Raw genomic sequence first — 19,531 nt, 5'->3', positions numbered from 1 at the left:
GCAATAGGAATAATGATGCTAAGCAGAAACCTGTTTAGCATCTAATAGTTCTTCATGCATCACTAAATAACTTAAGGCAGCTTTTACAACCTCATTTAGGTTTGTTCCTTTTTTTTGGGCAAGTAATGCAGAATCGTAGTGCAATTTCTCGGGTACTCTAACGTTAAATGAACCTTTATAAAGTTTATCTGGTTTTTTACCCAGTTCTGCGCAGGTAGTTAGATAATCTGTAATTGACTCCTTAAAGGCCATCTCTAATTCATCAACTGAAACACCTTCGAAGGTTACCAAATCATTTATTCCGTGTATTTTTCCAAAAAATACACGATCATCAGCGCTGTACTCCACGGAACCGATGTATCCTTTATACTCAAAATAGTTTTTCATAATGTATTAGTTTTAGTTGGATTAAATCTATTTGATATTTCTTTAAAATAACGCTGGGATGTGGATGATGTAAACATATCACATCATCAGATTGGTTTACGAATTTTCTCCTTGATCCACCTGTTTTACTATTTCTGATTTCATAGAACCCATAATGATTTAATACTTTTATGGCTTCATGCCAGGAAAGATCTTTAGGATTTGAATAAAATTTTAGCAATACTTTTTTCGATCTTGCTCATACAAATGTATATAAATTATCCGTAACTAAAAATTAGTTACATGAATAATATAGGTGTTAGCTATATTATATGGTGAACTTATATATAAAATGTAATCCACTGGTTAAAATGGTCATTAAAATAGCCTCCCAGTATGCAGATAATTTTTGGGATAAATTTAGTGTTTGGGAAGGGCCTGGTGTTCTTTCCGATTCTTCATCGGAATTAATGCTGCCCTAGAGCAAATCACTGGATTTATCACTTAATAAACGAATTCTCCTTTTTCGCTCAATATCGTTACCTGTTTATGGGCATAACTTTCTACGCGTCCAATGATCTGCGCATCGATATTAAAACTTTTAGAAATGGCAATGATATCTTCAGCGATCTCTGCAGGTATGTAAAGCTCCATACGATGACCCATATTGAATACCTTGTACATTTCCTTCCAATCTGTACCAGATTGCTCCTGAATTAGCTTAAATAGCGGAGGAATAGGGAATAAATTATCCTTAATAATGTGAACGTTATCATTTACAAAGTGAAGCACTTTAGTTTGTGCACCACCACTGCAATGTACAATACCATTAATTTGATCTCTATGGCTTTCCAGGATCTTTTTAATTACCGGAGCATAGGTACGGGTAGGGGATAGCACGAGTTTACCAGCAGTAATTTGTGTATTTTCATCAACCTGAACAAGATCAGTTAATTTTTTAGCACCAGAAAATACAAGATCGAACGGAACGGCAGGATCAAAACTTTCCGGATAGGCATTGGCAACAGATTTGTCAAAAACATCATGCCTGGCTGAGGTAAGGCCATTAGAACCCATACCACCATTGTATTCCGTTTCATAACTGGCCTGGCCATAGGAAGAAAGACCAACGATAACATCACCGGCCTGAATCTGATCATTGCTGATCACTTTATCACGTTCCATACGACAGGTAACGGTAGAATCTACGATGATGGTACGCACAAGGTCGCCCACATCGGCAGTTTCGCCACCGGTAGAGTAGATGGAAATGCCCTGATCTCTAAGTTCGGCCAGAATTTCTTCGGTGCCGTTGATGATGGCGGCAATTACTTCACCAGGAATTAAGTTTTTGTTTCTGCCAATAGTAGAGGATAGTAAGATGTTGTCTGTAGCACCAACGCAGATAAGGTCGTCAATGTTCATAATGATGGCATCCTGGGCAATACCTTTCCAAACGGAAATATCGCCGGTTTCTTTCCAATATACATAAGCAAGGGATGATTTTGTACCGGCACCATCAGCGTGCATGATGTTGCAGAAAGCGTCGTCATTACCTAAAATATCCGGGATGATCTTACAGAAAGCCTGTGGAAAAATACCTTTGTCTATGTTCTTGATGGCTTGATGCACATCTTCTTTAGAGGCAGAAACGCCACGCTGATTGTACCTGTTATCACTCATGTGCTGCAAAGATAACGAAACACCCGAATGTTAAAGAAACAAAGTATAATATCTCAAAAAAATAACCCCTGCTAGCTAAAGCAGAGGTTATTACATCAATAAATGGTTGGTTATTTAGGTTGGTTTATTTTAAAAACAATAATTCTCTGAACTTAGGCAGAGGCCAAACACTGTCATCAACAATTTGCTCTAATTTATCAGCATGGTAGCGGATGGTATCAAAGTAAGATTTTACTTTTTCATCGTAACCAATTGCCTTTTCGCGTGTGTCTTCAATACCATTAGTTACTTTACGTTGTTCAAGCATGGCATCGATGCTGGTTTTAACCACACTTAAATGCTCAGATATTTTGTTGATGATAGATAGCGGAGTTTCTAAAGCATCTTTACCTAAGCCAAGATCTTTAAGGCCCTGAGCATTTTCGATCAATGAATTTTGATAAGAAATAGCTGCAGGAATGATCATGCTATGTGTAATATCGCCCATTACTCTGGCTTCGATCTGAAGTTTTTTGTAATAGTTTTCTAACAGGATCTCATGACGGGCATGAAGTTCGCGTTTGCTGAAGATATTGGTTTTAGTGAATAACTCAGTAGATTTTTCGCTAACATAAGCATCTAAAGCAAGAGGAGTAGTTTTGATGTTTGCTAAGCCGCGTTTTTCAGCTTCATCAGCCCATTCCTGGCTATAACCATTTCCTTCAAAACGGATGTCTTTAGATTCTTTGATGTATTTTTTGATCACAGTTAATAGCGCGATATCTTTTTTCTCGCCTTTTTTGATCAGTTTATCAACGTCAACTTTAAATTTAACCAACTGATCAGCTACGATTGCATTTAGAACAGTCATAGGGGCAGAAGAGTTGGCAGAAGAACCAACAGCTCTCAACTCAAATTTATTACCGGTAAAGGCAAAAGGAGAAGTACGGTTACGGTCTGTGTTATCTAATAAGATTTGTGGAATTTTAGGGATACCTAACCACAGCGCATTATCTTCTTTAATTTTTTTGCTGATGCGTGAGTGCTCGATCTCGTCTAACACCTCGTTCAACTGCTGACCAAGGAAAATAGAGATAATTGCAGGAGGAGCTTCGTTGGCACCTAAACGGTGATCGTTGCTTACAGAAGCAATAGATGCTCTCAATAGATCTGCATGCTCATGAACGGCTTTAACTGTGTTCACAAAGAACGCTAAGAACATTAAGTTGTTTTTAGGCGTTTTTCCAGGAGCCAATAGGTTTTTACCCGTGTCTGTAATTAACGACCAGTTGTTATGTTTACCAGAACCGTTGATACCGGCATAAGGTTTCTCATGCAGTAATACTTTAAATTTATGTCTTAAAGCAACTTTCTCCATCAAATCCATTAACAATTGGTTATGGTCAATAGCCAGGTTGATTTCTTCATAAATAGGAGCACATTCAAATTGCATAGGAGCAACCTCGTTGTGTCTTGTTTTCAAAGGAATGCCTAATTTAAGTGCTTCGTTCTCGAAATCTACCATAAATGTGAACACACGTTCAGGAATAGAACCGAAATAATGATCTTCTAATTGTTGTCCTTTTGCAGACATGTGTCCGAATAAGGTACGGCCAGTGGATACCAGATCCGGACGTGCATTATAAAGGGCAAGATCCACTAAGAAATATTCTTGTTCAATACCTAGAGAAGCATTTACTTTAGTGATGCTTTTATCAAAATACTGACAAACATCAACAGCAGCTTTATCCATCGCATTTAATGCTTTTAATAAAGGAGCTTTATAATCTAAGGCTTCGCCTGTGTAAGATACAAATACAGTTGGGATACAAAGGGTTTTACCAGCTTTGCTCTCCATGATGAATGCAGGAGAAGAAGGATCCCATGCCGTATATCCGCGGGCTTCAAAAGTATTACGGATTCCGCCATTAGGGAAACTTGAAGCATCTGGTTCTTGTTGAACTAAAGCACTACCAGCAAATTTTTCAATTGCACCATCGCTGCTCGGCTCAAAGAATGAATCGTGTTTTTCAGCAGTTGTACCTGTTAAAGGCTGGAACCAGTGTGTATAATGAGTGGCACCTTTACCCATTGCCCAGCTTTTCATAGCGGTTGCAATGTGGTTGGCATCTTCATGGTTAATCAATATACTCTGATCAATGGCTGAAACAAGTTTCTCATAAACCTCTTTTGATAAGAAATCTTTCATTTTTCTCTTATCGAAAACGTTAACGCCAAAAAACTCAGAAATCTTAGTCGAAGGAGACTTAACCTCTGGTGAAACTCTTGTTTGCGCCTCTTTTAATGCAATTGTTCTTAAGCTTTTCATTTATTTGTTTAAAATTTTATCAAAAATAAAGTTTTTATTTCAGTTTTTCTATTGAATTATTTGTAAAAATACGAATGTAGATAAATAATCAAAGTTATTTCATGTTTTTTTAGTTAAAAAACTAATACGGAACGTATTGCAATGGTTTTAAAGTGCTTTAGTGCCGTTCTCAGGCCGGTCCATATCTTTTATTAATCGATATGTAATATAACCGATCAGTGCAATTAGAATCAGTATTGCAGCCCATATCCAGGCCTTGCTTGTGAATAGAAAATCCTGCCTGTATGTGTTGATATTAATGCTTTTGAATTCTTTAAGATGAACTATCGGGAGCTTTGTCCGAATGCTGTCCCTAAAGTAGTCAATATCATAAACAGCCGCGCCGTTGTCTTTGCTGCCAATTTTAAATACATATTCTTTATCCCTCTCAAAAAAGGCAGTTAGATAACGTTGTTGCTGGTAAAAGTTTATGCTTAGAATTTCTAAGGGGCTACTATCCTCATTGTCAATACGCAGGTACATATCTTTGAACCTTATGCCATCTTCAATTTTGAAACAAGGCTCTTCTATTGATGAAATTGTGTAATACTCAATATTGGTATACCGGGTTCTTTTTCTGCTGTTTTTAACGGGAAGGTTCGGTTTAGATAGATATACAGGCCTTCTGTAAAAGCCATTGTTTTTTATACCTATTTCAAACTGATCGATTACATAATACGCATCGAAGGCAATGTGTATAACCGTCTGTTTTTCGTGCTGTTTGATGCCGACCTTAAAATGTGTTTTAGAAATCTCATTTGAATTCGAATATATGGTTCGTATAAGATGTGCAATTTCTTGATTTTTGGTGTATACACGCATATCTTCCAGATTTTCCATCTGTGTTTTTGCAAGGATCTCCGGGCTTAATTCAAGATTGTAATAACCATTAGAGGCTATCTTTTCAATACCTGCCTCCCAGTTAAATTGCTGGGCCCTGACTTCATGGCAAACACAAATAAACAAAGCACAAATAAAAAACTTTAGACTATTCAGCTGCATGATCCTCATCTTTCTGGTGTGTATTTATTTCAACGTCAGCCGACTGACCGGTTAAAAGCAAACGCTTTAAACGCTGGTACATAAAGGAAATAACAAGCAGCAGAATTCCTAAAGAAATAAAAGCCGCTATTTTTCCGCCTTCAGATATGCCCCTTAAGTCGAACACAAACAATTTAATTAATGTAATGGCTAAAAGAGAAATTGACATTACCCGAATCTCCCTTGATTTCCATTTCATTCCCAGATAGATGCATAATAATGCAAAGCAGCCCCAAAGAATAGGGTATCCTGTCTTGTGACTAATCACCAAAATATCATAAGTGCTTTTTTCACTCCCATATTGAGAGATCATCAACAAATGATCCAACTCAGAACTCGCAATGACCAGGATAATAAAGATCGCAAATATTTGGAATGCCCGCAGCAACATTAATTCTTTAAATCCGGCTATCATTTTATATAATTTAAACAGCGTAATTCCGCATAGAATAACCATTAGATAATGAAATAAATAATTGGAGAGGCTGCCTTGATCCTTTAAATAAGCATTTCTTAAAAAGATGGTTTCTGTATTGTAAATAAAAAGATAGCCCAATAAAGAAATAGCAGCTAAACCTGAGATTATGCCGTTAAATTGTTTATTATTAAGCTTATAGACAGGGGTAAATAAAATGTATATGAACAGGTAATTATAGCTTGCCAGGCTAAGAACCCTAATTTCAGGAAAATAAATATAGGCCTGGAAATTGAGTTCTAAAAAGATCACTATATAGCCAATAACAATTGCCGAAATACCGAGGATTAGCCTGGATGTACTGATCTCTTTAAAAAGAACCGATCTTATCTCTGACCTAAGTAACCTGGAGTATAAGCAAATACAGATTAAACTAACCGTACCGGTAATAAAACCACGATTTAAGATCGGTCGGAGAACAATGTCCTTGATAGCCGAAGAATAATAAACTTGCTCCCAATCCATAATGAGGCTGCCTGTCATCAATATCAATACCAATACGGACGTTTGACGGATCAGCAGAATTCCCGATTTTTGGGATAACCATAAGAGTAATACACATTCAGCAGCCCAGAATAAGGTGATCTGGTTTCCCTCCAGTTGCACAGGCCCGGCTAAGCTAATGAACGTGAGTACAAGCCCGATCAATAGATAGATCAGGTTCCTGTCTACCTTTTTATTCATATACAAACCATAAGCAAAACCAAAGTTTACCAGGCCTAGTAAAGCGGTAAACAGACCTTTAAATGCTCCATTTCCTAAGTTTTCAAGGATCAGCATTCCTGCAGTATAAAAAAGAAAAGTATTGCTCATCAGTATCCCTATTTCCAATGTCTTGAAAGCAGTTTTTTCTTTAATGTTATTGATTACATTCATCAGCAGAAACACAAGATAAAATAGAGCTGCAAAGATAAGTAATCCTAAATAGGTACCTGGATCAGCCTTTGACATAAGCGTTCGTCCAAGGTAACTACCAAATAGTAGGATGGTAAGCACATAGCATACGATATTAATTATTGACCACTTTTTAAAATATGCCAATACCAGCATACCCAGATTTAGGATCAGGATATAACTAAACAGTATGATGTAATTTCCCTCTCCGGTACTAATCATAAACGGAGCACAAAAACCACCCAGCATTCCAAATAAAGCCAATTCCTTCCGGTCATAACTTACAGACAATAAAACGGTAAAGGCAGTAATTAATATAGTGAGTATAAAGGCAATAGTTTGGCTAAATAATTGGTATTGCTGAAATGCAATGGTCACTGTAAAATATAAAATAGCCACGCCACCCCCAACAAGGACTGAACTAAATGTTACGAATGATTTTCTCATGCGATGAGCCAAACCAATTAATGCTGCTCCACAAATGAACCCGATAGAAACCCTGCCAATCTCATTAATCCATTCTTTATCTATAGCAAACTTAAGGAAGAATCCCATGCCTAATACCAGGATCACAATTCCGATCTTATTGAACAGGTTTTCACCAATGAATTTTTCCAAATCTGGATTGCGTTCGCGGAAGGACGGTTTTTTAGGAGCTTCTATGTATGGGATATTCGGGCGGTTTGGTACTGCTGAAGCCGCCGTAACTGCGGGAGATCTAACAGCAACATCAGGTTTAATTTCTTCTTTAGCAGGTACAGCATCCTGAACAGGTGTACGATTGTCTGGTGCTGCATCAATGTAAGATGTAAGGTGAGCAGGTTTTAAAACCGAATTAGGGTCAACAACAGGTTCAGTATCTTTCTTAACCTCTGTAACTTTCGAGACAGGATTTTCTTTTAAAGCTAGTTTTTCAATTTTAGCCTGCAACTGGGCAATCTGGTTAGATATCCGGTCATTTTGTAAACTGAAAAAGTCAACCTTTTGATTTATGGTACCATTAAAACGGAATAGCATTAATAGAAGGACAAGAAGTAGAATAAATATTAATGTTTCTAAGAGCATAATCAGAAGATTGGTGAAGGGCTAATATAGTAAAAATAGAAGAACGCAAATTTATTTAACAATGTCATTATGGAATCCCGCTTCATTCTGCATCTTCTAATTGAACTAATACTTAAAACCATGCTAAACATTTCATCAAACCTGTACAACGCTGAGTGGCTCAAACTTGTATTCAAAGGCAGAAATCAGTCTTACGGTGCTTATGTGCTTAGAGCAGAAGCCGCCGGAACCACCATGCGGGCATTATTTATTGCTGCTCCACTTTTTGTCCTGCTCTTTGCAGGTCCAATGATCTATAAATTTATTAAACCCGAGGTTATTTTAAAAGTTGAAGCAGACAGAGTAGTAAAAGTAATAGATATACCTCCTGTCCCCCCGGTTGAAAAGCCGAAGGTAGAAGAAAAGATAGAGCCGGCACCCAAAGTGGAAAATGTAAAAACGGTAGCACTGCCATCACGGCCGGTACCCGTTGAGGATGCAGCAATAGTGGATCCACCGACATTAAAAGAGGTAGAAAATGCGGCAATTGGTCCGGTAACACAAGCTGGTGTAGAAACCAATTTGGCCACCGTATCAGAAGGAGGCAATGGCACAGGTGTAGGAACAGGCAATGGTACAGGTGATGGCGCAGTGGCAGACAACTCAATTCATGAAATTACCGATATACAAGCTTATCCTGAATTTGAAGGAGGACCGAAAGCCTGGAGTAAATTCATACTTAAAAACCTGAGATACCCATACATGGCACAGGAACAAGGAATTCAGGGAAAGGTTTTTATCAGCTTCGTGGTTGAGAAAGACGGATCTGTTTCTAATGTAACCATTACCCGTGGAATCGGGGCAGGGTGTGATGAAGAAGCCGCACGTGTGATTAAAAAATCACCAAAATGGAAACCAGGTAAACAAAATAATCAAAATGTCCGCGTACGTTTCAATATGCCGCTTTCATTTAATTTAACTCAATAACACCCCCTATTCGTATGCTCTTATGAATCCTAAAGGGGTTGTGACTCGTCGCAATCCCTTTTTTATGCATTTATTTTTTATTAGCAATTATTCCTTTATCCATTCTTATGAATCTTTGATGAGTTTATTATTCATTAAAATTGTTTTTTATGTGTTCATTTTCAATAACTTAATTCGATTTGACAAAAGGATGATGTAAGAAATTAAACTTAGTTCTACATTTGCTTAACGGTGTTAGATTATTTACACCTGTCATAATTATATTATGGGAAGTAAAGAACGTATAGCAAGATTAAAAGAAGAAACCAGAATCAACATTCTGGATGCTTCACTTGATATTGTCAAAGACGAAGGATGGCAGTCGCTAAGCATGCGTAAAATTGCCGATAAGATTGAATATACCGCTCCAATTATCTATGAGTATTTTGCAAATAAAGAGGGAATTCTTTTAGAACTTACCCGAAAGGGATACATTCTTTTAACGGCTTCGGTTAGAAAGGCCATGAACGGTTTATCAGAACCTGCAGCACAGCTGGAAGCCATGTGGATTGCCTACTGGGACTTTGCATTTGAAAACAGGGAACTGTACCAGCTGATGTTTGGTGTAGATATGAACTGCTGCGAGTTGAAGAAAATTATGCCGGAAGCAGAAGTATCTAATCAACTGTATTTCGAAATAATTAAAGAAGTAATGGAAGATGAAGATCCTCCGGAAGACCTCATCTGCCGTAAATACTATACCTTTTGGTCAGTAATACACGGGCTCATTTCCATCAATATGGTAAACAAAGGAAGGGGAATGGAAATGAACGAACAGATCTTAAAGGATGCCATCAAAGGAATTATTAAATACATCAATGATTAATCAATATAAGACTCCGGATATTCCGAAAATAAGCAAAGCTTTTAATTAAGCTTTTTTTTAAACGATTTACTTAACGCTGTTAAATGACTTAAATGCGTTACCAATACTACAAATAACAAAGTACCTAATCACAAATCAATTTTATATATCATGAATTATATCTCCTCTTACACCCAATCACTTAACGCTGTTAAATGGTCTAATCGTGTTGCTATATCAGCAGCGCTTGTTTTTGCACTATTTCTTTACGGATGCTCCAATGATAAACTTCAGGTAAGCGCACCTGTTGTACAAACCTTGCCTGTTATCTCTGTAAACAATAGCTCCGAAATTACATTTCTTGAATATCCTGCATCTATAGAAGGAGCAGTAGACCTTGAGATCCGTCCGCAGGTTTCAGGATCTTTAGATCAGATCTATGTTAATGAAGGCGCTCTTGTTACTAAAGGACAGTCGCTCTTTAAAATTAATGAGCTTCCATTTAAAGAAGACCTTAACAACGCCAAAGCCTTATTACAATCGGCAAATGCAGCAGCGTTAAATGCCCAGCTCGAAGTAGATAAGCTAACCCCGCTGGTAGCTAACAAGGTAGTTTCAGATTTCCAGTTAAAAAGTGCCAAAGCAGCACATCAAATGGCTATGGCCAGTGTTGAGCAAGCTAAAGCTGGCGTAGCTGCGGCAAAGATTAACCTGGGTTATACGTTAATTACTGCTCCGGTTACCGGATATGTGGGTCGCTTGCCTAAAAAACAAGGCAGCCTTGTTAGTTCTTCAGATCCTATTCCATTAACACAACTGTCTGATGCGCATGAAGTACACGTTTACTTTTCATTAGGTGAAGACGATTTCATCAGCTTCAATGAAAAATATCCTGGAAAAACAGTAGCAGAAAGGATTAAAAATATCCCGGGCGTATCGCTCTTGCTAGCAGATAATACCATTTATCCAAACCAGGGTAAAGTAGACATGATAGACGGTCAGTTTGATAAACAAACCGGATCGATCACATTGAGAGCTACGTTCGCTAACAAGGGTGCGGTTTTACGTTCCGGAAACACAGGGAAGATCAGGCTAAGCCTTACCCATCAAAATGCATTGGCGGTTCCACAAGAATCAACAATCGAAATTCAGGATAAAGTGTTTGTCTTTTCTGTAGATAAAAACAATAAAGTTACCAAACAACCCATCACCGTATTGGGTGCCAGCGGCACCAATTACCTGATTAAAGATGGTTTAAAATCGGGCGACCGGATCGTATTTAAAGGTATGGAAAGCCTTAAAGACGGAGATGCCATCAAACCTGAAGAAAAAAAGAATCTTACTGCAATTAACATCTCCAAATAATACTAAGAAATAATGTTTAAGAAATTCATTGAAAGGCCGGTTCTGGCCACCGTTATATCTGTTTTACTGGTTATCCTGGGGATCCTCGGACTGGTAAAATTACCCTTACAGCAATTTCCTGATATCGCCCCTCCGGCGGTACAGGTATTGGCCCTTTACCCGGGTGCAAATGCAGAAACCGTATTGCGTTCCGTAGCGCCATCGCTGGAAGAATCAATTAATGGGGTAGAAAATATGAGCTACATGAGCTCAACTGCCAGTAATGACGGTTCATTAGTCATCACGGTATATTTTAAATTGGGTACTGACCCGGATCAGGCTGCGGTAAATGTGCAGAACAGGGTAGCTCAGGCCACAAGTCAGCTCCCGGTAGAGGTAGTGCAAGCTGGTATTACCACGGCCAAACAGCAGAACAGTCTGATCATGGTGGTAGATATGTATTCTGAGGATCTTAAAAACTACGATCAAACGTTCCTTGCCAATTATGCCCAGATCAATATCATTCCCGAAATTAAACGGATTCCAGGAGTAGGACAATCCATCATTTTCGGTGGAAGTAAAGATTACTCCATGCGTGTATGGTTAAACCCTGCACAAATGGCCACCTATAAATTGACACCAAGAGAAGTTACTGCAGCCATTCAGGACAAAAGTCTGGAAGCAGCTCCCGGTAAATTTGGCGAAAGCAGTCAGGCATCCTTTGAGTATGTGATCAAATACAAAGGGAAACTGAATAAGCCGGCGGACTATGAAAATATTGCGATAAAATCTAATGCAGACGGATCTATTTTACGGTTACGCGATGTAGCACGTGTTGAATTTGGCTCATATACTTACGGTAACTTTACCCGTGTAAATGGAAAACCAGGCGTTAACATCGCAGTAATGCAGCTTGCCGGATCAAACTCAAACGAGATTCAGATCGCTATTGATAAGCTGATGCAGAAAGCATCGAAAGACTTTCCAAGAGGGGTAAAGCACCTGATCTTGTACAACACTAAAAATTCACTGGATCTGTCCATAGACCAGGTAAAGCATACGTTGATAGAAGCATTTATCCTGGTATTTATCGTGGTTTATATCTTCTTACAGGATTTTCGTTCTACGCTGATCCCTGCTATAGCAGTTCCTGTAGCCATTATTGGAACGTTCTTCTTTATGCAGTTGTTTGGTTTCTCCATCAACTTACTTACGTTATTTGCACTGGTACTCGCCATCGGTATTGTTGTCGATGATGCCATTGTCGTCGTCGAGGCGGTCCATGCAAAAATGGAACATAAGCATTTGTCGCCTAAAGCGGCAACCGTATCAGCAATGAGCGAAATTACCGGAGCTATCATTTCGATCACCCTGGTTATGTCGGCCGTGTTTTTACCAGTTGGTTTTATGGAAGGCTCAACAGGGGTATTCTACAGGCAGTTTGCATTCACGCTGGCCATTGCCATCGTCATCTCTGCAGTAAATGCATTAACGCTTAGTCCGGCTTTAACCGCCTTATTTTTAAAAGAAAACCACAGCCATGCCGAAGATCCGCAGGTTAAGAAAAGCTTTAAAGAGAAGTTCTTTATCGGATTTAATACGGGCTTTGATAAGCTAACCAACAAATACCTGGGTTCATTGCGTTTCTTAATCCGTTATAAATGGGTAAGTATCGGTGGATTAGTCCTTGTGGTCTTATTAACAGGAGTGCTGGTTAAGAGAACACCATCCGGATTTATTCCGTCAGAAGATCAGGGATTTATAGCGATCTCCTTATCTATGCCGGCAGGTGCGTCATTAGACCGTACCACCAAAGTGATGAAAGAACTGGAAAATGTTCTGGGCAGCATGGAGTCTAAAAAAACCTTAATGGGCTTATCCGGCTTTAATATTTTATCTCAGTCTGCAAGTCCATCCATGGGGGTCTCGTTTATCCTGTTAAAACCTTCTGAAGAGCGGGGTGCCATTAGGGACATTGACGGGATTATGGGTGAGGTTAGAGGCAAGCTGGCCACTATTAAAGGAGCCAACTTCTTCGTGTTTACCTTCCCAACAGTACCCGGTTTCAGTAATGTAGACGGATTGGACATGGTATTACAGGATCGTACCGGCAGCAGTCTTGATAAGTTCAGTGGTGTGAGTAATAAATTTATAGGCGAACTGATGAAGCGTCCTGAAATAGCCATGGCCTTTACGTCTTTCCGTGCAGATTATCCGCAGCTGGATCTCGAAGTAGATGATGAAAAAGCAGAGCAGCTGGGTGTAAGCGTAAAAGACGTATTACAAACTATGCAAGCCTATTTCGGTAGTGCGCAAGCCTCAGATTTTAACCGCTTTGGTAAGTATTACCGCGTAATGATCCAGGCATATAAGGCAGACCGTACCGATCCGGCATCTATGGATGGGGTATTTGTTAAAAATAAGCAAGGCGATATGGTGCCGATCAGTACCATCGTAAAGTTAAAACGCGTATATGGACCGGAAAATGTTTCCCGTTATAACCTGTTTAACTCTATTGGTATCAATGCCATTCCAAAACCGGGCTTTAGCTCTGGTGATGCCATCCGTGCTGTAGAAGAAGTGGCCTTGCAGCAATTGCCTTCTGGTTATACCTACGAATTTACAGGATTAACCAAAGAAGAGCTGTCGTCTGGCGGACAATCCGCGATCATCTTTGGATTGTGTCTGATCTTTGTGTACTTCCTGCTGTCAGCCCAATATGAAAGTTATATCTTACCGTTATCGGTAATCCTGTCTATTCCGGCAGGTATATTGGGTGTATTTGTGGCTATCGGATTAACCGGTATCGCAAATAACATCTATGTTCAGGTAGCTCTGGTGATGCTTATCGGTCTGCTCGCAAAAAATGCCATCTTAATTGTGGAGTTTGCCGTTCAGCGCAGGCGTGCAGGTAAATCATTAATTGCATCGGCAATCGAAGCTGCTAAGCTTCGTCTTCGTCCAATCATTATGACTTCCCTGGCATTTATTGTAGGGTTAATCCCGATGATGAACGCAGTGGGGCCATCGGCACAGGGAAATCACTCCATCAGTATTGGTGCTGCCGGCGGAATGATCTTTGGGGTTGTACTCGGATTGTTTATCATTCCTGTACTGTTCATCATATTCCAGTACTTGCAAGAAAAAGTTAGCAGCAAGCCTGTTGCCGTATTAAACAATGAAAATCACAATAAAGAACTTGTTCATGAAATCGCATAATTATTTATATATCCTTTTATTGATCGCGGTCGTGGCCGGCGGATGTAAGGTCTCTAAAGACCTTGCAGTGCCGCAAAATGCGACACCCGTAGTCTATAGAAATGCAGCATCAGCTGATTCAGTCAGCATTGCATCTGTGCCCGTTAAAGAATTTATTACAGAGCCGGAAATTCAGGCACTGATCGATACGGCTTTGCTTCGCAATTACGACATGCAGATCGCACTTAAAAATATAGAAGCCTCAGAGTTGTTGTTTAAACAATCCAGACTCGGTAACCTGCCAGTTCTGAACCTACAAGTAAATGCAAGCTCCAATCGTCCGTCTGATAACAGTTTAAACGGATTGAGTACCAGTCAATTTCTCGGAACAAAGCATATTGAAGATTACAATGCCAACCTGGGCTTAAGCTGGGAAGCAGATATCTGGGGTAAGATCAAAAGCCGAAAACAAGCTGCATTGGCTACATACCTGCAAACAGCAGAAGTTAAGAAAGCATTGCAGACCCGGATTATTGCCAACGTTGCACGCGGGTTTTATCAGTTGTTAATGATGGATGCCCAAATGGCAACCGCTAAGAAGAACCTTGCATTAAGCGATAGTACGCTAAGGATTATCCACATGCAGTTTGATGCTGGCCAGCTTACTTCGCTTGCCATTCAACAGGCAGAAGCACAGCAGCTGGTTGCTGCGCAGCTGATCCCACAATTGGAACAGGCCATTAATATCGAGGAAAATGCATTACGGGTATTAACCGGTAAACTTCCGTCGGCAATAGAACGTTTGGCAAGCTTGGAACGGATCAGGATCCCGGTAGGATTGTCTTCAGGATTCCCTTCAGCTATGGTAAGTCGCAGACCGGATGTAAGAACAGCAGAACTGGCCTTAAATATTGCCAATGCCAGAGTAGGTGTGGCAAAGGCAAGTATGTATCCAACGCTGACCATTACGGCTAGCGGCGGATTAAATTCACTTAAAGCAAGCAACTGGTTTAATATACCTGCATCTTTATTTGGAGTAGTTGCTGGTGGGGTAACGCAGCCTGTATTTCAGCGCAAACAATTAAAAACAGATTACGAACTGGCTAAAATAGACCGCGAAAAGACGGTGCTTGAATTCAGGCAGTCTGTATTGAATGCCGTAGCCGAAGTGTCGGATGAACTGGTTAAAATAGAAAAACTACAGCAGCAGTATGACATCTCCTTAAAAAGGGTAGGTACTTTACAGCAGGCCGTCAGAAATGCGAATCTATTGTTTAGAAACGGAATGGCAACGTACCTTGAAGTAATTACTGCGCAAAGTAATTCACTGCAAAGTGAGCTGGAACTGGCCACCATAAAAACATCGCAGTTAACGGCATCAGTAGAACTTTACCGCGCATTGGGCGGCGGAGCAAACTAATTACGGTAGTTTAACTGCAAATACTTTAAAAAATTAAGCAGCTGAAAATACGAATAAATAGAAAAGGTCCCGGCAATTTTGCCAGGACCTTTTTCATAGAATAAACTATATAAATTAACTGATTAAGCTTCTTTCTGCTCCAGCCATTTTCTGGCGTTAACAAAAGCTTCCATCCATGGAGAAACTTCGTCATTACGTCCTTGTGGATAGTTTGCCCATTGCCATTGCAGTAATGAACGCTCAATGTGCGGCATCATCACCAGGTGACGGCCAGATTCATCACACATCATTGCGGTATTGTAGTCAGAACCATTCGGACTGGCGGGATAAGTTTCATACGCATACTTTGCAATGATACGGTACTGATCTTCAGCATATGGAAGCTGGAACCTGCCCTCGCCATGTGAAACCCAAACTCCAAGCGTACTTCCGGCTAAAGAAGAAAGCATGATAGAATTGTTTTCCTGTATCGTAAGCGAGGTAAAGATACTCTCGTGTTTATGACTTTCATTGTGCAGCATCTTAGGCTTCTCAGCATGATCTGGATTGATCAGGCCAAGCTCAACAAAAAGCTGACATCCATTACAAACACCAACGGATAATGTATCCGGGCGTTTAAAAAAGTTTTCTAGTGCAATACGTGCTTTCTCGTTGTACATAAAAGCTCCGGCCCATCCTTTAGCAGAACCTAAAACATCAGAGTTGGAAAATCCGCCAACCGCACCAATAAACTGGATGTCTTCTAAGGTTTCCCTTCCCGAGATCAGGTCGGTCATGTGAACATCTTTTACATCAAAACCAGCATGGTACATCGCATTAGCAAGTTCGCGCTCAGAGTTACTGCCTTTTTCACGGATAATTGCAGCTTTAAGCCTTGGTTTAGAAGAATCAAATGCCGGTTTTTTGCCGTCAAAATGAGCAGGGAAATTGTATTTAAGAACGTGGTTCTTATAATTGTCAAAACGTTCTTTGGCTTTAACTGGTCCGCTTTGTTTTTGATCAAGCAGGTAAGAAGTTTTAAACCAAACATCACGTAGATGATCAATGTCAAAGTTCAATGAATCTGAAGCATTTTTAAGCTGCAGGGTAGCCGTAGCAGAAACTTCACCTATCTTAAAATAGGCAACACCATTTGCAGAAAGAATCTCTTCAACACCATTAGCAGCCTGGAAAACGATTCCAATATTTTCAGAGAACAGTAGTTTAATACTGTCAGCCTCACCAAGTGCAGTAAGATCAATAGCAGCACCAAGATCACGGTCGGCAAAGCAAAGTTCCAATAGGGTTGTAATTAAACCACCACTACCAATATCGTGTCCGGCCTGGATCTTTCCATCACGGATCAGCTGCTGAATGGTATTAAAAGCATTTTTAAGCTGTGCGGCATCTTTAACATCAGGAGTTTCTGTACCAATACGGTTCAGGATCTGTCCAAAAGAAGAACCACCCAATTTATAAGCATCGTTAGAAAGGTTGATGTAATAGATAGCACCGCCATCCTTAACCAATACTGGCTCAACAACCTTGCGGATGTCGTCGCAGTTACCGGCAGCAGAAATAATTACAGTACCAGGTGCAATCACCTCATCGTCCTTATATTTCTGTTTCATCGATAAAGAATCTTTACCGGTAGGGATATTGATGCCCAGGCTAATGGCAAAGTCAGAACATGCTTTAACTGCTTCATACAAGCGGGCATCTTCACCTTCATTTTTACAGGCCCACATCCAGTTTGCAGAAAGAGAAACACTTTTAAGGCCGTCCTTTAACGGAGCCCATACTATATTAGAAAGAGATTCAGCAATCGCATTGCGGCTACCGGCAGCGGCATCAATCAATGCAGAAAGTGGCGCGTGGCCAATAGAGGTCGCGATACCTTCTTTACCCTGAAAATCCAAAGCCATTACACCGCAGTTATTTAAAGGCAGCTGTAACGGACCAGCACACTGTTGCTTGGCAACACGGCCGCCCACACAACGGTCAACCTTGTTGGTTAACCAGTCTTTAGAAGCCACAGCTTCCAGTTGTAAGACCTGCTCCAGGTATTCATTTATTTTTGAGGCATCATAAGCAATGGGCTGATATTTACGATCTACCGTCTTATCGTCCATAATTACTTTCGGAGAACTGCCAAACATATCTTTCAGCTCCAGGTCCATTGGTTTAGCACCTGTAGTAGCTGATTCAAATGTAAAACGATGATTACCGGTTACATCACCAACAGTATACATTGGAGAACGCTCACGGTCTGCAATTTTCTGTAACGTATCAATATGATCTTTTCCAATAACCAAACCCATCCGTTCCTGAGACTCGTTACCGATAATCTCTTTGGCAGATAGGGTAGGATCACCAACAGGTAATTTATCCAGGTCAATTTTACCACCAGTAGCTTCAACCAATTCAGAAAGACAGTTTAAATGTCCGCCAGCACCGTGATCATGGATTGAAATGATGCTGTTATATTCACTTTCAACCATCCCGCGAACCGCATTGGCAGCTCTTTTCTGCATCTCAGGATTAGAACGCTGAATGGCGTTCAGTTCAATGCCAGAACCCAGGGCACCGGTATCAGCAGAAGAAACTGCGGCACCACCCATCCCGATCCGGTAGTTCTCACCACCAAGAATAACAATTTTATCGCCTTCTTTAGGCTCTTTCTTCTGAGCCTGACTCGCTTTACCGTAGCCAACACCGCCGGCAAGCATGATCACCTTATCAAAACCAAGCTTGCGCGAATCTTCTTCATGTTCGAAGGTAAGCACAGAACCGGTGATCAAAGGCTGACCAAATTTATTTCCAAAATCAGTAGCTCCGTTAGAAGCTTTGATTAAAATATCCATAGGGGTTTGGTACAACCACTGTCTTTCTTCCACACCTTTCTCCCATGGACGGTTATCTTCTAGTCTGGATAACGCAGTCATATAAACCGCGGTACCTGCTAAAGGCAATGAACCCTGTCCACCGGCAAGCCTGTCTCTAATCTCACCACCAGAACCGGTAGCTGCACCATTGAAAGGTTCAACAGTAGTTGGGAAATTGTGCGTTTCTGCTTTAATGGAGATCACCGATTCAAAATCGCTGATTGCATAGTAATCCGGCACATCGGCACGTTTAGGTGCAAATTGCTGAACCGTTGGTCCTTTAATAAACGCAACGTTATCTTTATAAGCAGAAACAATATCATTAGGGTTTTCTTCAGAAGTCTTTCGGATCAGCTTAAATAACGAAGAAGGCTGCTGTTCACCATCAATAACAAATGTTCCGTTAAAGATCTTATGGCGGCAGTGTTCAGAGTTAACCTGAGAAAAACCGAATACTTCAGAATCGGTAAGTGCTCTTCCAAGATTTTTAGAGAGGGAATTTAAGTAATCTACTTCCTCATCACTTAAAGAAAGACCTTCCTGTTTATTATAAGCAGCAATGTCTGTCACCTCCAAAATTGCTTCTGGCTGTACATTTATGGTATAGATGTCCTGGTTAAGTTCATTGTATTTCTGAGAAAGCATTGGGTCAAAATCGCTATACGTATCGTCAACCCGTGTAAACTCCTCAATCCTGATAATTCCATGAACATCCATGTTCTGTGTAATTTCTACCGCATTGGTGCTCCATGGTGTGATCATTGCAGCACGCGGACCAACAAAAAAGCCTTCTAAAGCAGTCACTCTTTGCAGTTTAGCACCACCAAATAACCATTGCAGCTTAGTAACATCAGTAGTGGATAGGTCGTACGCAGTTTGTAAAGCGTATAGTGTATTGGATTGATTGGAGAAAAAATAAATCATTGTACTATTTTGAGCCGCAAATTTAGCGTTAAAATTTTAAAACAGAGATGGAACACCATCATTTTATACGATTTTCTTAGCTTTGGCTTAATCAGAAACA

At 40.1% G+C, this 19,531-nt stretch carries 12 protein-coding genes; 5 read left to right on the top strand and 7 right to left on the bottom strand.

Translation table 11 applies throughout. The features are described from left to right. Positions 1–18 precede the first annotated feature (18 nt). From ATK78_RS12935 to ATK78_RS12910, 6 genes are all read right to left on the bottom strand, one after another. Complete coding sequence (locus ATK78_RS12935) at positions 19–387, bottom strand: type II toxin-antitoxin system HicB family antitoxin (RefSeq protein WP_133576550.1); 369 nt, start codon at positions 385–387, stop codon at positions 19–21. Beyond that, on the bottom strand, positions 371–607 hold the full coding sequence (locus ATK78_RS23115; RefSeq protein ID WP_133576549.1) for a type II toxin-antitoxin system HicA family toxin: 237 nt from the start codon (positions 605–607) through the stop codon (positions 371–373). The genes ATK78_RS12935 and ATK78_RS23115 overlap by 17 nt, the downstream gene beginning before the upstream one ends. A 263-nt stretch (positions 608–870) precedes the next feature. Continuing rightward, positions 871–2,049, bottom strand: coding sequence for an AIR synthase related protein (locus ATK78_RS12925; protein ID WP_133576548.1), 1,179 nt, complete (start codon positions 2,047–2,049; stop codon positions 871–873). A 124-nt stretch (positions 2,050–2,173) separates the two neighbouring features. Further along, positions 2,174–4,357, bottom strand: coding sequence for a glutamine synthetase III family protein (locus tag ATK78_RS12920; protein WP_133576547.1), 2,184 nt, complete (start codon positions 4,355–4,357; stop codon positions 2,174–2,176). A gap of 147 nt (positions 4,358–4,504) precedes the next feature. Beyond that, on the bottom strand, positions 4,505–5,398 hold the full coding sequence (locus ATK78_RS12915; protein WP_133576546.1) for a hypothetical protein: 894 nt from the start codon (positions 5,396–5,398) through the stop codon (positions 4,505–4,507). Next, complete coding sequence (locus ATK78_RS12910; RefSeq protein ID WP_166664878.1) at positions 5,385–7,823, bottom strand: DUF2339 domain-containing protein; 2,439 nt, start codon at positions 7,821–7,823, stop codon at positions 5,385–5,387. Before ATK78_RS12910 ends, ATK78_RS12915 begins: the two co-directional genes overlap by 14 nt. 168 nt (positions 7,824–7,991) lie before the next feature. Between ATK78_RS12910 and ATK78_RS12905 the strand changes: the two genes are divergently transcribed. From ATK78_RS12905 to ATK78_RS12885, 5 genes are all read left to right on the top strand, one after another. Then, entirely contained in the window at positions 7,992–8,837 is an 846-nt protein-coding gene (locus ATK78_RS12905; protein WP_166664877.1) for an energy transducer TonB, read from the top strand. 265 nt (positions 8,838–9,102) lie between these two features. Beyond that, complete coding sequence (locus ATK78_RS12900; RefSeq protein ID WP_133576543.1) at positions 9,103–9,702, top strand: TetR/AcrR family transcriptional regulator; 600 nt, start codon at positions 9,103–9,105, stop codon at positions 9,700–9,702. A 150-nt stretch (positions 9,703–9,852) separates the two neighbouring features. Then, a complete protein-coding gene (locus ATK78_RS12895; RefSeq protein ID WP_133576542.1) occupies positions 9,853–11,046 on the top strand; it encodes an efflux RND transporter periplasmic adaptor subunit in 1,194 nt (397 codons plus the stop codon). 12 nt (positions 11,047–11,058) lie between these two features. Beyond that, entirely contained in the window at positions 11,059–14,244 is a 3,186-nt protein-coding gene (locus ATK78_RS12890; RefSeq protein WP_133576541.1) for an efflux RND transporter permease subunit, read from the top strand. After that, complete coding sequence (locus ATK78_RS12885; RefSeq protein ID WP_243732520.1) at positions 14,204–15,643, top strand: efflux transporter outer membrane subunit; 1,440 nt, start codon at positions 14,204–14,206, stop codon at positions 15,641–15,643. The genes ATK78_RS12890 and ATK78_RS12885 overlap by 41 nt, the downstream gene beginning before the upstream one ends. 122 nt (positions 15,644–15,765) lie before the next feature. On the opposite strand, the gene purL is transcribed toward ATK78_RS12885, so the two are convergent. Next, the gene (gene purL, locus ATK78_RS12880) at positions 15,766–19,431 is read right to left on the bottom strand and encodes a phosphoribosylformylglycinamidine synthase (protein ID WP_133576540.1); all 3,666 of its coding nucleotides are present in this window, start codon (positions 19,429–19,431) and stop codon (positions 15,766–15,768) included. Positions 19,432–19,531: the final 100 nt, after the last annotated feature.

Source organism: Pedobacter metabolipauper (genome assembly GCF_004362715.1).
GTDB classification, from domain to species: domain Bacteria; phylum Bacteroidota; class Bacteroidia; order Sphingobacteriales; family Sphingobacteriaceae; genus Pedobacter; species Pedobacter metabolipauper.
This window is presented reverse-complemented; position numbering and strand designations above follow the sequence as displayed.